Raw genomic sequence first — 14045 nt, 5'->3', positions numbered from 1 at the left:
AACGAGCCATAGCCTTTGTTCTCTGTTCCGTTGTTCTTTGTTCTCATTGTTGGAGCCTATGTCAAAACGAACTGAACAAGTTGGCGATGAGATCCAGCGTATTCTGGGCGAAGTGATCCAGACCGAACTCAAAGATCCGCGCGTGGGCTTTGTCACCGTGACCGGCGTCACTATGACGCCCGATCTGCTGCGGGCGAACGTGCGCCTTTCGGTGATGGGCGACGACGCCGAGCGCAAGGCGACGATGCAAGCGCTGGAGCGGGCCAGGGGCTTCCTGCGGCGGCGCGTCGGCGATGAGCTGAAGCTGCGGCAGACGCCGGAGCTGCGGCTGCACCTGGATACGTCGCTCGACCACGCGCTGCGGATTGGCGAACTGCTGCACCAGATCGACGAGGAGCGCAAGGTCAATCCGCCCAAGCTGGACGAAGACGAATCCGAATAGCCGCGATGCAATTCCAGAGAAAAGCAGAAGTTTCAAACTTTTGCTTTTTTTGTGTTCGGCGCGTTAATCGTGGGTCTGGCGAAAGCACAAAAGTTCAAGGTTCAACGTTCAACGTTCGACGATCTCGAAACTTGAATCTCGAAACCTGGAACTTGGGACAGAGAGAGCCTATGCTGTATACAAATGCTGAGATGGCCGCACCGGCCATTGCAGAGTGCCTGCGCGATAAACACCATATTCTACTGATCACCCACGTCAACCCCGACGGCGACGCGGTCGGGTCGCTGCTGGGGCTGGGGCTGTACTGGGAGCAGATCGGCTATCAGGTGACGATGCTTGCACCCACGCCGCTGCCGAACTACGCGCGGCGGCTGAAAAACGTTGAGCGGATACAGGTGTACAGCGAAACGCCGATCTTGCCGCCGACGGTCGATCTGATCGCGCTGGTAGACACCGGCGATGTCCAGCGCATCGCGCGGGTCTATCAGGAGCAGGCCGCGTATGTCAACGCCCGACCGCTGATCATCATCGATCATCATGCGACCAACACGGGCGAGGGCAGCATCAATCTGGTCGATCCGACGCGCTCCTCCAACTGCGAGCTGATCTACGAGCTGCTGCGCGCATGGGACGCGCGGATCACGCCCGATATTGCGACGGCGCTGCTGATGGGCATCACCACCGACACGCAGAGCTTCAAAACCTCCAATACCACGCCCTCGGCCCTACGCGCCGCCGCCGACCTGATCGAGCTACAGGCCAACCGCGCGGTGATTATGCGCGATGTCTACTCCAACATTCCCTTCGAGACGGCCAAGCTGCTGAGTCTGTCGCTGGCGGCGCTGAAGCGCGAGGGGCCGATCGCCTGGACGTATGTCTCGCAGGCGATGCAGCATCAGACCGGCGCGAACGACGACGCGACCGACGAAGTGACCGATTACATCTCGAATCTCGGCGGCATGAAAGCGACCGTGCTCTTCAAAGAGCGGCGCGACGGCCTGATCAAAATTTCGCTGCGCTCGGTGCCGGGCGTCGACGTGTCGGCGGTGGCGCAGCAGTTTGGCGGCGGCGGCCACCGCCAGGCGGCGGGCGCGACACTCGACGGCCCGTTGGAGGACGCCGAGCGGCGGGTTCTGGCGGCGCTCCACGCGGCGATCGGCGGCGCGCGCGACAAAGCGAGCTAAGCGCCCATGTTATAATCAGGCATCATCGATCTTACACACGTATGTTTGATATAACGCACACTACGAGGAGGTAGTATGCTCACCCCATTCAGGAACGAGCCGTTCACCGACTTTAGCGCGTCGGTCAATGTGCAGGCGATGCAGGCAGCGCTCAGCCGGGTCAAAGAGCAGCTTGGGCAGACCTATCCGCTGATCATCGGCGGCGAGGCGATCTCCACCGACGATACCTCGACCTCGATCAACCCCGGTCGGCCCCAGGAAGTGATCGGACGCTTCGCCAAAGCGACGGTCGATCATGCCGATCAGGCGGTCGAGGCGGCGGCGCGGGCGTTCGAGAGCTGGCGCTTCGTGCCGCCTGCCGAGCGCGCGGGCTACCTGTTCAAGGCCGCCGCCGTCATGCGCCGCCGCAAGTTCGAGCTCTGCGCCTGGCTGACCTACGAGGTGTCGAAGAGCTGGGCCGAGGCCGATGCGGACGTGGCCGAGGCGATCGACTTCTGCGATTACTACGGACGCCAGATGCTCAGGCTCGGCGGGCCGCAAGAGGTGGTCGATTTCCCAGGCGAGAGCAACGAGCTGCGCTATATCCCGCTGGGCGTCGGCGTGGTGATCCCGCCGTGGAACTTCGCGCTGGCGATCATGGTCGGCATGACCAGCGCCGCGATCGTAGCGGGCAACGCCGTGGTGCTGAAACCGGCCTCGGCCTCGCCGACGATCGCCGCGCAGTTCGTCAAGATCATGAACGAAGAGTGCGGGCTGCCGCCGGGCGTGCTCAACTTCGTGCCGGGTCCGGGCGGCAGCATGGGCGATGCGCTGGTCGATCATCCCAAGACGCGCTTTATCGCATTCACCGGCTCGAAGGAAGTCGGGCTACGGATCGTCGAGCGCGCATCGGTGCGGCAGCCGGGCCAGAACTGGCTCAAGCGCACGATTATGGAGATGGGCGGCAAAGATGCGGTGGTCGTGGACGAGACAGCCGATCTGGATCTGGCCGCCGAGGCGATCACCCTCTCGGCGTTCGGCTTCCAGGGCCAGAAGTGCTCGGCGGCCTCGCGGGCGATCGTCGTCGAGAGCGTCTATGACGAGGTGCTCCAGAAGGTGATCGAGCGAGCGCGGAAGCTGACCGTCGGTGATCCCGTTGAGCAGGGCACCTACATGGGCGCGGTGATCGACAAGAACGCCTTCACCAAGATCAAAGAGTACATCGAGATCGCTAAGCACGAAGGGCGGATCGTGCTGGGCGGCGAAACCGGCGACGGCTCGGAGGGCTACTTCATCCCGCCGACGATCGTGGCCGACGTGCCGCAGACCGGGCGGCTGGCCTGCGAAGAGATCTTCGGGCCGGTGCTGGCCTTCATCAAGGCGCGCGACTTCGATCATGCCGAGGAGATCTTCAACGGCACCGAGTACGGCCTGACGGGCGGGCTGATCTCGCGCTCGCGGGAGCGGATCGAGCGGGCAAAGCAGACGTTCCACGTCGGCAACCTGTATCTCAACCGCAAGATCACGGGCGCGCTGGTCGGCGTGCAGCCCTTCGGCGGCTTCAACATGAGCGGCACCGACTCCAAGGCCGGTGGTCCCGATTACCTGCTGCTCTTCACGCAGGCCAAATCGATCACCGAGCGGTTCTAACCGGCTGGCCCTCACCCCGCCTCGCTCGGCTCAGCACCCCTTTCCCACGCTCAGGCGGGCCTCCGCCTTCGCGGCGATGGGAGAGGGGACGGGGGTGAGGGCCTCATTCACCGTCCTTCACCCCACGCCATCTCTGCCTGATCCCACAAACTCAGCCCGCACTTGCTCGCGCTGTCATGCACAACAAAGCGCCGCCCCGAAACGAGGCGGCACGTGAGAGGATGCGACTTGGAGTAGATTAGTTGACGCCGACCGCCGTCCAGGCCCGCGCGGTGGCGTTGTACTGGGTGCTGCTCGCGCCGTACAGCTCAGCAGCAGACTCCAGCGTCTTAGCGCGCACATCGCGGAAGGTGGCGCTGGGGAAGAGCTTGACGGTCAGCGCGCGGTAGAAGATCTTCTCCGCCGCCGCCCGACCGATGCCGGTAACGGCGATGCCCGACGTGCGGTTGGTGCCGCCCTGCGCCAGCAGGTAGAACGCCTGGTTCTGAATGCCGCTGTTGATATGCACACCGCCGTTGTCGCCGGTTCCGGTGTAGCGCTTGGAGTAGTGGTCGGGATCGCCCTCGGCTGCCGGATTCTCCATGTTGCGCAGCGCGTCGCCCGACGTGCCAGGCGTGTACACGTCCTCGCCGATCAGGTAGTCGGGGCTGCGACCGCCGACGCTGCCGACGTAGTACTCGATCGCGGTGCCGAAGATGTCGGAGAACGACTCATTGGCCGCGCCCGACTCGTTGGAGTAGATCAGGTCAGCCGTGAAGTCGGTCAGGCCGTGGGTGATCTCGTGGCCGACCACGTCGATCGAAACCAGCGGGATGAACCTGACGCCGTCGCCGTCGCCGTAGGTCATCAGCGAGCCGTTCCAGAAGGCGTTGTTGTAGTTGCTGCCGTAGTGGACGCGGCTATTCATGGTGTAGCCGTTGCCGTTGATGCCGCGCCGACCATGAACGTTGTAGAAGTAATCCCAGGTCTTGGCCGCGCCAAAGTGCGCATCCACGCCAGCGGTATCCTCGTCGCTGTTGGCGAAGTTGCCCCAGACGTTATCGGCGTCGGTCAGGTAGTAGCCCGACGATGTGCCGTTGCGCATGGTGTAGGTCAGCATCGATCCACGAGTCAGATCGCGCAGGTAGTAGGTGCTGTTGGTGTAGTCGGTGTTGATCGACACGGTGCCGCTGTAGAGACTCCTGCCGGAGCCGGTCGCGGTCACATAGTCGATGTCGTTATAGGACCAGACTACGCTGCCTGTGTTGGCGTCGATGAAGTACTGATAGTGGCCTGTCCGATCGGTGCCGTCTTCGACCTCCAGCCGCACCGAGTAGGTGAGCGTCGCGCCTGCCGTGCCGTCCTGGTTGGGCAGCACCACCAGCTTGGCCTCGGGCCTGTGAGCGAACTCGCCCTGGTAGCCGAGCGCGTCCACGGCGGCCTTGATCGCCTGGCTCGGATTCAGCGCGGCCCTGGTGTCGATGCGCGCGCGCTCATAGAGCCGCCCGCCGACGCTCATCACGCCGCTGCTATCGAGCTGCGCCACGAGCTGCCCGCCGAAGACCGGCACGCCGTTATGGGTCTGATCCAGGCGCACATGCGTCTGGTTGAGATCGTCCTGAATTGCGCTGCGCAGCGCCAGCTCAGTGTCGGCGTCGCGTAGGCCGTGCGCGTTGCCCTGCTGTCGGAGGTACGCTTTGCTGCGTTCGAGCGCCTCTGTCACCCAGGCGGGACGAGCCTGGCCCTGATTTTCATGATAGGCGCGAATCAGATCGCCTTTGGACTCTGCCTTCGCGCCGAAGGGCTGCAAGCTGCAAACGAGGGCAAGACCGCCGGCCAGCGTGAGAAACCGACTCCAATAATTTCGTCGCATTGTCCAACTCCTTGAGGAGGGAGGGAGAACCGCGCGGTGGCGGAATGCTCCATGTGAGTTGATGTTCCACGGCGCACGAGGGCACGCCGCTCCAACGGCAGGCAACGTCTGGATGGCAGACGTGTGGGGATAGAAGGCATTCTGGATCGTAGGCAGGAGCCAAGCGATACCGAGCACGGATAGGTACCGGCATGACGCGCTGTGCGATACGATAGACGTACCGCGATCAGAATGATGCTAGAGTCGAGCAGGAAGTCTTGAGCGATGAGTATGCTCGCGCGGGCTGCCATTACCTCCAGCGATCAGGATGTCAGCACATGACTGGAAGCCCTTGTAAGCGAAAGTTTAACAGATTGTTAACATTTGTCAAGAGGAAGTTTAAGCAGCTAGAGCTACTCGTTGAGATGAGTAGCTCCGCTCGTCGAAGCCGACGGGAGAAAGATTGTCGCGGCCTTACTCGGCGCGCAGCGCGGCGAGAATCTCGTCGGCGTGGCCTTCGGGCTTGACCTTGGGCCAGATCTGCTTGATCGTGCCGTCGGCGTCGATCAGGTAGGTGACGCGGCTCACGCCCTCAAACTCACGACCCATAAATTTTTTCAAGCCCCAAACACCATACTGCTCGGCCACCTGATGATCGGAGTCGGAGAGCAGCGTAAACGGCAGGCTGTACTTGGTCTTGAACTTCTGATGGCTCCTGGTATCGTCGGCGCTGACGCCGAGCACCGCCGCGCCCGCCCGCTGAAACTCGCCGTAGGCATCGCGGAACGAGCACGCCTCGACGGTGCAGCCGGGCGTATCATCCTTAGGGTACCAGTAGAGAATCACGGGCCGGCCCCGAAACGAGCTAAGGGTGACATCCTCGCCTGCATCGCTCTTGAGCGTAAAATCGGGCGCGGGATCGCCAACATTGAGCATGGAAGCCTCCTTCACGGCTAGTATTCAAAGATTATTGTACGGCAACTCCGGCTACCAGCCGAGGCCCGCGCCACATTCTGGGTTGAATAGGCGATTTTATCAGGAACATATCAGCTTAATCCCTCTTTACTCATGATTGACACATCAATCGTAGTAGTGCTATCCTTGGGCACGCTGCCACGTTCGCAGCCCGCGGTTAGATTAAGGAGGTTACTATGTTTTCTCGCCGTGATGCGAGCACGCCTGATCGTACCACTACGGACGATGTGCAACGCACCGCCGCGCCCTCTGCGCAGTCGATCCCCGCGCCGCAACCGGCAGTTTCCCAGATACCAACACCACAGTCGACGACGATCAGCAATCCAGAGGAAAGCCTGGTTGCGCGCGAAGATACCTTTGAGGGTCAGCTTCGCACGACGCGCGGTGTTCGGGTACTGGGAACCGTCCGAGGCGGGATCGAGTCGTCACAGTATGTGCATATCGAGGAGAACGCGCACGTCGAAGCCGACATCACCGCCGAAGAAGTCGTGATCGCGGGGGAGTACAGCGGAAAGCTAACCTGCCGCCAGCGGGTCGAGATTCGCTCGACCGGGCGCGTCACGGGCCACCTCGACACGCAAAAGCTGCTGCTCCACGAGGGCGGCTACTTCGACGGCGAGCTGCATATGCAGAAGCCAGCCGACATTGCAGGGGCAGCACCGGCGCGCACCGAAACCGAAGACAATCGCCCGCGCCGCACGCGCTACGTCGACCTCTCATCCGATACCACGGCCCCTCGCGAGGTGGGCGCCTCGGATTCCACTACTTAAGCGCGCGGATCGCAGCAGGACTCCTCAAGCACCTGGATTCCTGCTGCGATTGCGTTTAATTGCGCGGATCGCTGCGACCGCCTCAGCAGACTACCAGGGCGGCTAGATCTGCCCATGAGCGGTTGCGACGCGCCGACTCACGCGCGCCAGGTCTGGTCGAGCGTATCGGCATACAACGTGGAGCCTCCGGGGAGCACGTGGAGCGGAGCCGATCAGCGGGTTCGCTCTTTGAGCGCAGCGCTGCTGGCATAATCATTCGGCATCATATAGCCGATACCGGGCCTGGTGACGATCAGCCGCGAGGCGTGCCCATCCTCGCCCAGCTTGCGGCGCAGACGGCTGACATACAGATGGAGCGAGGCATAATCGCCGATATACTCCGGCCCCCAGACCTTAGACAGCAGCGCATCGGCAACCAGCGTCCGTCCTGCGTTCAAGGCCAGCTGCTCTAGCAGACGATACTCGGTGCGCGACAACTGCACCTCCTGGCCGTTCAAGGTGACAAGCCGCTGGTCATAGTCGATGGTCAGCGGGCCGCTGCTGAACAGCGCCGACTGGGACATAGGGCGGCCCTGGACGCGGCGCAACACCGCCTTAATCCGCGCAGAAAGCTCAATCGTATCGTAGGGCTTGGCGATATAATCATCCGCGCCAAGCTCCAGCCCCCGCGCCTTATCGGCTGGCTGGCCGAAGGCGCTGACGATGATCACGGGCACCGATGATTGCGCCCGGATGCGCTGACAGACCTCGAAGCCGCGGTGGTCCGGCACGTTGATGCCGAGGACGATCAGATCGGGCGTGTGCGCCTCGACAGCATCGATCACACCAGCGGCCTGGTCCAGCGTAACCACCTGGTAGCCCAGGGCCTCAAGGCTGCTGCGTAGCAAGTGCTGCGATCTTAATTCGTCTTCCACGACAAGGATCGTACCTTGCCTGGCCCGTGGAGCCGGTTTCGCTGCGATAGCCATAGGTAAACTTCCTCCCCTAGAGCTGCTCTGAGCAATCCATCGCGGGCCGCTAACATCTTGATCGCGCTTCATTTACGACGCCACACGCGACGACACCGAAGCTGGATCGAGCAGCCATGCTGCTCGATGCTGCCGATACAGCGCGACATCGAAGCATAGCCTTTGATATGATGGAGCTGATCGCCTTCGGCTCTGGGGCAGCATGTGTTCAAGCGACAGCCGGTGCCACGGCGCGATGGGACGCAAGCATCGTGGTGGGAGAGACAACAATGGATGTTGTCCCCTGGCTCCGCAGCGCGTTTGATCTCAATGGCGGCGATACATGTGGAGGAGGTTGAACGAACGGTGGTATTCCGATACAGACACCATCAGCCTGGACAGTGCCGATCACCGCAGCTTTGAGATACCGAAGCTTCGTCGATTACCAACGTCTAGGATTGGCGGAATGTACGCGGGGCAAGCTATACATCCCCTCACTCAGGTACTACCGATTATACAGTATCAAAGTACGATGTCAATAAGGCCGTCTCAGATTTGTATCCCGGTACAGGCCCGAGCGACACGCGAGCGCAATCGGGCTGCCGGGGTCGCGGGTCGAAGGAGGTGTTGGAGGCGTCGCGAGGATGAAAACGAGCGATGCCTGCCCATACTGCGGCTACCGAACCTTTCGCGTGCCATCGCCCGGTACAGACCTCGTCTGTCCCGTCTGTGTCTGGGAAGATCTTCCCGTTCATGAGCACCAGCCGCACGTCTATGCGGTCGCGATTCGTCGCGCTCAGAGCAGCTTCCTCGCGATCGGCGCGTGCGATCCGCGCTACCGCCCGTCGGTGCGAGCGCCTGAGCCGCACGAGCAGCGATCGTCGGGCTGGCAGCCGATCGAGCAGCAGATCGAGTTGCAAGACGTACGTTGACAGTGTGCGCGCTGAGATGCGAGAATAGCAGCACGACAACGGCACGAGGAGCAGCGCGCATGGCGAACGGTAAGAACTCGCGACGACGCAAACCCCGGCAGACCGGCAGCCCAGCGCCGGAGCAGAGCGCTGCGCCACCGACGGAGGATCGAATACCCATACCGCCAGCCCAGCCGGAGGAGCATCCCGCCGCCGCCGAGCGAGCGGAAGCGGCGACGGCTCCAAGACGGCAGCGCCAGCGTGCCCGCCGCGACGAGAGCCAGAAGGAGTTCCAGCCCAAGGTGCTGGACCGCACGGTGATTGCGATCCCGCTGCTGAAGCTCTTTGAGGCCGAGCCGCAACGCCGCCGCAAGACCAGAGCCACGGAGCCGGAAGTCTACGCGGTGATCATCGATCTGAACCTCGACTTTCCGGGCACGCGCCTTGAGGCGCGCAGGCAGGCGCTCGATCTGGTGCAGCAGGCGCTCGCCGAGGATCGCGCCAGCACGCCGGGCCAGGGTATCGACGAGCCCAAAAGCGAGTACAGCCAGCAGTATCTCTTCGGCAGATTCACGGCGGCGACGATCAAGCGGCTCGTGCAGCTCGACCGGGCGCAGCCCCACCGCGCGATCTACCGCATCTGGCCCGACTTTAAGGTCAAAGCGCTGATCAACAAATCGGTCAGCACCGTCAAGGCCGACGCCGCCCGCGTCTCGTTCTCGGCTATGGGCGAGGACATCGTGTGGGCTGTGCTGGACTCCGGCATCGACGCGACGCATCCGCACTTTCAGCGGCACAAAAACCTGGAGGCCGACCCGCCGCTGCAACATCGTGATTTCACGGTCAGCACGCTTGAGGACGGCAGGCCTTGCGAAGACGCCTTCGGCCACGGCACGCATGTCGCTGGCATCATCGCCGGGGAGCTGAGAGCCGATGAGGATGGGCCGATCCAGGCCGTGATGCGCCAGCGCGACGAGGACGGCGAAGTCCGTTTCAGGCCGATCGACGAGCTGAGCGCGATGTCGGGGATGGCTCCCAGGTGTAAGCTGCTGAGCCTCAAGGTGCTGGACGAGCGCGGCGACGGCGATGCCAGCAGCCTGATCGCGGCGCTCTCCTACATTCAGGAGATCAACGGCTACGGACAGCGGCTACGAATCCACGGCGTTAACATGAGCGTCGGCTACTCGTTCGATCCCGAATGGTTCGCCTGCGGTCAAAGCCCGCTCTGCGTGGAGGTCGACCGGCTGGTGCGCTCAGGGGTGGTCGTGGTCGTCGCGGCTGGCAACAGCGGCTACGGCTGGGCACAGTCCGAGCCGCGCGGCCCGGTCAACGCGGGGCTGGATCTGACGATCAACGATCCCGGCAACGCCGAGCTAGCGATCTCCGTCGGCTCGACGCACCGCTACGCGCCGCATGTCTACGGCATCTCGTACTTCTCGTCGAAAGGCCCGACCGGCGACGGTCGGCTCAAGCCCGACGTGGTCGCGCCCGGCGAGAAAATCCTCTCCTGCGCCACGGGCAAGCCCCGCGCCGAGATCGAGGAGGAGATCGGCAGGCCGTGCGATTACCGCGAGGACAGCGGCACCAGCATGGCCGCGCCGCATGTGTCGGGCGTGATCGCGGCGTTTCTCTCGGTGCGGCAGGAGTTCATCGGTCAGCCGGAGCGGATCAAGCAGATCTTTCTCTCGACGGCGACCGACCTCAGACGTGACCGCTACTTTCAGGGCCACGGCCTGATCGATCTGATGCGAGCGATACAATCCGTCTAGCGCCGTCAGGCCGGGGTTTGGGGAGTCCGCCAAACATCCTCATTCCCTGGAGTTGGGTCGGAGATGCTCAGAAAGGCCGCTGTATGTTGCGCCAGGCAGGTGGAGGACCGTATGCAACAGATCGCCGGATTTCCCTTCTTCGAGATCCAGTTTGACAGGCAGGGCACGATCGTCAATCCCGACGCAGCGCGGCAGGTCGTCGACTTCGTCGGACAGCCCGGTGTCACCGACCTGCTGGTGCTCGTGCACGGCTGGAACAACGACATCAGCGACGCGCGGCGCTTCTTCCAGACGATGCTCGCGCAGCTCCGGCAGCAGATCGGCACCGCGACGCTGCCCGGCCTCGCGGGACGATCGTTCGCGATCCTGGGCGTGATCTGGCCCTCCAAAAAGTTCGCCGATAAAGAGCTAATCCCCGGCGGCGCGGCCAGCGCCACGGGTGAGATCGACGATGCGCTGATCGAGCGGCAACTGGAGAACCTGCGCGGCGCGTTCGGCACGGCGGAGGCCGACGTGATTCTGGAGCAGGCCAGCGCGCTGGTGCCGCGTCTCGACCGATCGCCCAAGGCGCGCGGTGAGTTCGCCAATCTGCTGCGACGGCTGCTGCCCGACTCGCCCGCGCAGGAGGGCGAGGTGCCCGAACAGTTCTTCAAGCTATCGGGCCAAACGATGATGGAGCGCCTGGGCAAGCCCGGACGGCTCACCCGACGCGCGCGACCCGGCGCGGCGCTGGGCAGCACCGGCAGCGCCGCCGGGCTGACCGACTTCGGGCAGATGTTTACGGGCGTGAAGGCTGCCGCGCTCAATCTGCTGAACTTTGTCACCTACTACCAGATGAAAGATCGGGCGGGCGAGATCGGGCGTGACGGGCTCTATCCCCTGCTGCGCAAGCTGCGCGAGCGCCGCCCCGATCTCAAGCTGCACCTGGCCGGACACAGCTTCGGCGCGCGTCTGATCACGGCGGCGATCGACGGACCAAAGGATCAACCCGCGCTTTCGGTGCATAGCCTGACGCTGCTCCAGGCCGCGTTCTCGCACAACGGCTTTGCCCAGCGCTTCGACGGCACGCACGACGGGCTTTTCCGCAACGTCGTCGCGCAACAGCGCGTCAAGGGTCCCGTGCTGATCAGCCACACGCCCAACGACACATCAGTCGGCATCGGCTACGCCATCGCGTCGCGGCTGATGGGCCAGAGCGCCGCACAGATCGGCGACAAAAACGATCCCTTCGGCGGCCTGGGCCGCAACGGCGCGCAGAAGACGCCCGAAGCGATCGACGGCACCTTGCTTGATGTCGGCGGCGCGTACGCCTTCCAGCCGGGCAAGGTCTATAACCTGAGCGCCGACCAGTGGATCAAGAGCCACTCCGACATCAGCAGCAAGCAGGTGGCCTACGCGCTCCTGGCAGGAATCGCAAGCACGTGAGGGGGAGAGCGAAGAGCCGAGAACTAAGAACCAAGAACCAAGAACCAAGAACTGAGAGCCGGAAACTTGGAACTTGAAACTTGGAACTTGAAACTTCATCTTACCGTCCTCGCACATCGAACACCGCATAGCTCGGTGAGCTGATCACCGTGGGATAGCGCTGCTGAAACGCCGCGAGGTTCGCCGCCAGGTGATTCAGCTCGCCCGGCCCGATCACCACGTAGTCCACGCCGTACTGCTCCAGCAGCGCAGGCGTGCTCTCTGCGAACGCATAGATCTGCCGCACATCGCGCTCGCGGTCGGCCACGTCGATGCCGTGCGTCCACAGCCAGCCGGGATAGCTCATCACCACGCTGCGGCCAGTCAGCATCGGCACGGGATGATTGTTCTGCAAGCCGACCAGAAAGACCGCTCGCTCCGGCGTGTGCGCGCGGATCATCCGCGCCAGATCGATCTCTTCGTTTGTCGCCAGCGAGTAGCGATCCTTGCCCAGCAGTTGGTGAAGGTTGATCAGCAGGGCCGACAGCGTCATCGTCAGGACGACGAAGGCCAGCAGCCCGCGCACCAGCGCCGAGCCGTGCTGCCGCCAGGTCTGCGCCAGCAGCGCCGCCACGAAAATGCAGACCGCCAGAAACCAGTAGACCAGCACCTTGTGATTATCCCAGTCCCACGGCTGAAAGACGACAAGATTGGCGATCACGAACAGCGGCATCCAGCCCCACAGCCAGCGCCGCGACCGGGCGGGCAGCAGATCGGGCTGCGCCAGCGCCAGGAGCAGCAGCGGCACGAACGCGCCGAGGTTCTTCAGCCAGAACCAGAGCCACGAGTCGGGCGCGGCGATCCAGCCGATCTGTAGCCGCAGCGCCGCCGTCGCGCCGCGCTCGCCGCCCTGCTGGAAGTAGAGCTGCGGCAGCGCCAGCGCCACCCAGACGCCGAAGAAGAGCAGCCACCAGCGCGAGGGAAAGAGCAGAAGCAGGAACGGCATGATCAGCGCCAGCGACAGCAGCGTGCTGAGATGCGCCAGCGGCAGCAGCCCCGCGACGATCCCCGCCAGCAGAAACAGCCGCGCCTTGTTGATCTCAGACCCTACAAACAAGAGCGTCAGACAGAGCAGGCCAAGCGGCAGGCCGTAGAGGTAGCCGCGCTGGGGCATGATGAACGCGAAGTACATGTTCTCCCAGCGGAAGTTCGCCGCTCCCTGGCGGCTGGCGTTCCACGGCTGTTGCAGCAGCGTGCCCAGCAGGGTATGCGAGCTATTCATCTCGGCGATCGTCAGAACCCACCCCAGGCCGCCGCCCAGCAGAAAGAGCAGCAGCGCCAGCGCCGCCACGCCGCGATCGTTGGTCAGACGACGGGCAAAGACGTACAGGCAGAGCGTGACGATGACCGAGAAGATAAAGCTGTGCAGCGTCAGCGCCGTCGCGGGATCCAGGCCAAGCTTGACCCAGGCGGCAGCCGTCAGCGCCGCGAGGTAGTGGTAATCGTAGTGCTGACCGGCCAGGCGCGGATGCAGCGGCGGGAAGTTGGCGCTGTAGGCGAACGATGCGACATCGCCCAGGTGCTGCGGCCAGTCGCCCCAGATGTTGACATGCCCGACCCACAGGCCGTCGGGCGTGTAGTTCAGCGCGCCGGCCCAAAAGAGCGCCCAGCGCAGCACAAGCCCGCCGATCACCAGCAGGGGCACGATGCCTACCACAGGCCAGCTTCCACGCGGCGCGGCGACAATCCCGCTCGTCGCCTGATCGCGCAGCAGCCGCGCCCGCCGCCCGGCCAGCAAGCGCCAGTCGGGCCACAGCAGCACGGCAGCACCGATCGCGCAGGCCGTGCCCACCGCCACCACCAGAATCGTGCTCAGGCCAAGCAGACAGGCCAGCACCAGCAGCGCCAGCGACGCGACCACAATACCCAGCGTGAAGCCGTAGGCCGCCTGCTCAAGCGGATCGAGCACCCGCGTGAAGCGCCGCAGCAGCGCGATGCCAAGCCCGCCCATCGCGGCCAGCAGCGCCAGGGCTGCCAGGAACGCCGCCGGGCTGTCGGGACTGTAGAGCAGGCTAGCGGCGCGGAGCGCGGCAGAGGCCAAGCGCGCCAGCGCAGCGTGGACAACGGCGTGCGTGAGCATCATCCATTCCTATCGATCGGTGAGCGGTGAGATCTGGCGTGTA

General features: G+C 63.7%; 11 protein-coding genes. 7 read left to right on the top strand and 4 right to left on the bottom strand.

Annotation, left to right across the window (positions count from 1 at the left end):
* Positions 1 to 58 precede the first annotated feature (58 nt).
* The 3 genes from rbfA (at position 59) to pruA (ending at position 3255) form a co-directional block, all read left to right on the top strand.
* Positions 59 to 442 (top strand): 30S ribosome-binding factor RbfA, encoded by a 384-nt coding sequence (gene rbfA, locus VFZ66_26240; GenBank protein HEX6292711.1) that lies wholly within the window; start codon positions 59 to 61, stop codon positions 440 to 442.
* A gap of 170 nt (positions 443 to 612) precedes the next feature.
* Positions 613 to 1626: a bifunctional oligoribonuclease/PAP phosphatase NrnA gene (locus tag VFZ66_26235; protein ID HEX6292710.1), complete on the top strand. Its 1014-nt coding sequence runs from the start codon at positions 613 to 615 to the stop codon at positions 1624 to 1626.
* A 75-nt stretch (positions 1627 to 1701) separates the two neighbouring features.
* The gene (gene pruA / locus VFZ66_26230; protein ID HEX6292709.1) at positions 1702 to 3255 is read left to right on the top strand and encodes an L-glutamate gamma-semialdehyde dehydrogenase; all 1554 of its coding nucleotides are present in this window, start codon (positions 1702 to 1704) and stop codon (positions 3253 to 3255) included.
* Positions 3256 to 3493: 238 nt separating this feature from the next.
* Here the strand turns inward: pruA and VFZ66_26225 are convergent, their stop codons facing one another.
* Positions 3494 to 5107: a M4 family metallopeptidase gene (locus VFZ66_26225; protein ID HEX6292708.1), complete on the bottom strand. Its 1614-nt coding sequence runs from the start codon at positions 5105 to 5107 to the stop codon at positions 3494 to 3496.
* Positions 5108 to 5560: 453 nt separating this feature from the next.
* Positions 5561 to 6022 (bottom strand): thioredoxin-dependent thiol peroxidase, encoded by a 462-nt coding sequence (bcp, locus tag VFZ66_26220; protein ID HEX6292707.1) that lies wholly within the window; start codon positions 6020 to 6022, stop codon positions 5561 to 5563.
* A gap of 215 nt (positions 6023 to 6237) precedes the next feature.
* Between bcp and VFZ66_26215 the strand changes: the two genes are divergently transcribed.
* Entirely contained in the window at positions 6238 to 6831 is a 594-nt protein-coding gene (locus VFZ66_26215; GenBank protein HEX6292706.1) for a polymer-forming cytoskeletal protein, read from the top strand.
* A 212-nt stretch (positions 6832 to 7043) separates the two neighbouring features.
* On the opposite strand, the gene VFZ66_26210 is transcribed toward VFZ66_26215, so the two are convergent.
* Positions 7044 to 7799, bottom strand: a complete 756-nt coding sequence (locus tag VFZ66_26210) for a response regulator transcription factor (GenBank protein HEX6292705.1) — start codon at positions 7797 to 7799, stop codon at positions 7044 to 7046.
* A 623-nt stretch (positions 7800 to 8422) separates the two neighbouring features.
* On the opposite strand from VFZ66_26210, the gene VFZ66_26205 reads away from it, so the two are divergent.
* From VFZ66_26205 to VFZ66_26195, 3 genes are all read left to right on the top strand, one after another.
* Positions 8423 to 8710 (top strand): CPCC family cysteine-rich protein, encoded by a 288-nt coding sequence (locus tag VFZ66_26205; protein ID HEX6292704.1) that lies wholly within the window; start codon positions 8423 to 8425, stop codon positions 8708 to 8710.
* A 59-nt stretch (positions 8711 to 8769) separates the two neighbouring features.
* Positions 8770 to 10458: a S8 family peptidase gene (locus VFZ66_26200; protein ID HEX6292703.1), complete on the top strand. Its 1689-nt coding sequence runs from the start codon at positions 8770 to 8772 to the stop codon at positions 10456 to 10458.
* 111 nt (positions 10459 to 10569) lie between these two features.
* A complete protein-coding gene (locus VFZ66_26195; protein HEX6292702.1) occupies positions 10570 to 11883 on the top strand; it encodes a hypothetical protein in 1314 nt (437 codons plus the stop codon).
* Between the two features lie 100 nt (positions 11884 to 11983).
* Here VFZ66_26195 and VFZ66_26190 read toward each other — a convergent pair whose 3' ends face one another.
* Positions 11984 to 14005 carry a hypothetical protein gene (locus tag VFZ66_26190; protein HEX6292701.1) on the bottom strand — a complete coding sequence of 674 codons (2022 nt, stop codon included), beginning with the start codon at positions 14003 to 14005 and terminating at the stop codon, positions 11984 to 11986.
* Positions 14006 to 14045: the final 40 nt, after the last annotated feature.

This window comes from Herpetosiphonaceae bacterium (assembly GCA_036374795.1).
Taxonomy (GTDB): Bacteria; Chloroflexota; Chloroflexia; order Chloroflexales; family Kallotenuaceae; genus LB3-1.
This window is presented reverse-complemented; position numbering and strand designations above follow the sequence as displayed.

Bases quoted from the DNA above. Each gene is read 5' to 3' on its own strand.
- VFZ66_26225 (HEX6292708.1), bottom strand. From the start codon at position 5,107: ATGCGACGAAATTATTGGAGTCGGTTTCTCACGCTGGCCGGCGGTCTT.
- VFZ66_26205 (HEX6292704.1), top strand. From the start codon at position 8,423: ATGAAAACGAGCGATGCCTGCCCATACTGCGGCTACCGAACCTTTCGC.
- VFZ66_26235 (HEX6292710.1), top strand. From the start codon at position 613: ATGCTGTATACAAATGCTGAGATGGCCGCACCGGCCATTGCAGAGTGC.
- VFZ66_26215 (HEX6292706.1), top strand. From the start codon at position 6,238: ATGTTTTCTCGCCGTGATGCGAGCACGCCTGATCGTACCACTACGGAC.
- VFZ66_26195 (HEX6292702.1), top strand. From the start codon at position 10,570: ATGCAACAGATCGCCGGATTTCCCTTCTTCGAGATCCAGTTTGACAGG.
- bcp (HEX6292707.1), bottom strand. From the start codon at position 6,022: ATGCTCAATGTTGGCGATCCCGCGCCCGATTTTACGCTCAAGAGCGAT.
- VFZ66_26190 (HEX6292701.1), bottom strand. From the start codon at position 14,005: ATGATGCTCACGCACGCCGTTGTCCACGCTGCGCTGGCGCGCTTGGCC.
- VFZ66_26210 (HEX6292705.1), bottom strand. From the start codon at position 7,799: ATGGCTATCGCAGCGAAACCGGCTCCACGGGCCAGGCAAGGTACGATC.
- VFZ66_26200 (HEX6292703.1), top strand. From the start codon at position 8,770: ATGGCGAACGGTAAGAACTCGCGACGACGCAAACCCCGGCAGACCGGC.
- pruA (HEX6292709.1), top strand. From the start codon at position 1,702: ATGCTCACCCCATTCAGGAACGAGCCGTTCACCGACTTTAGCGCGTCG.
- rbfA (HEX6292711.1), top strand. From the start codon at position 59: ATGTCAAAACGAACTGAACAAGTTGGCGATGAGATCCAGCGTATTCTG.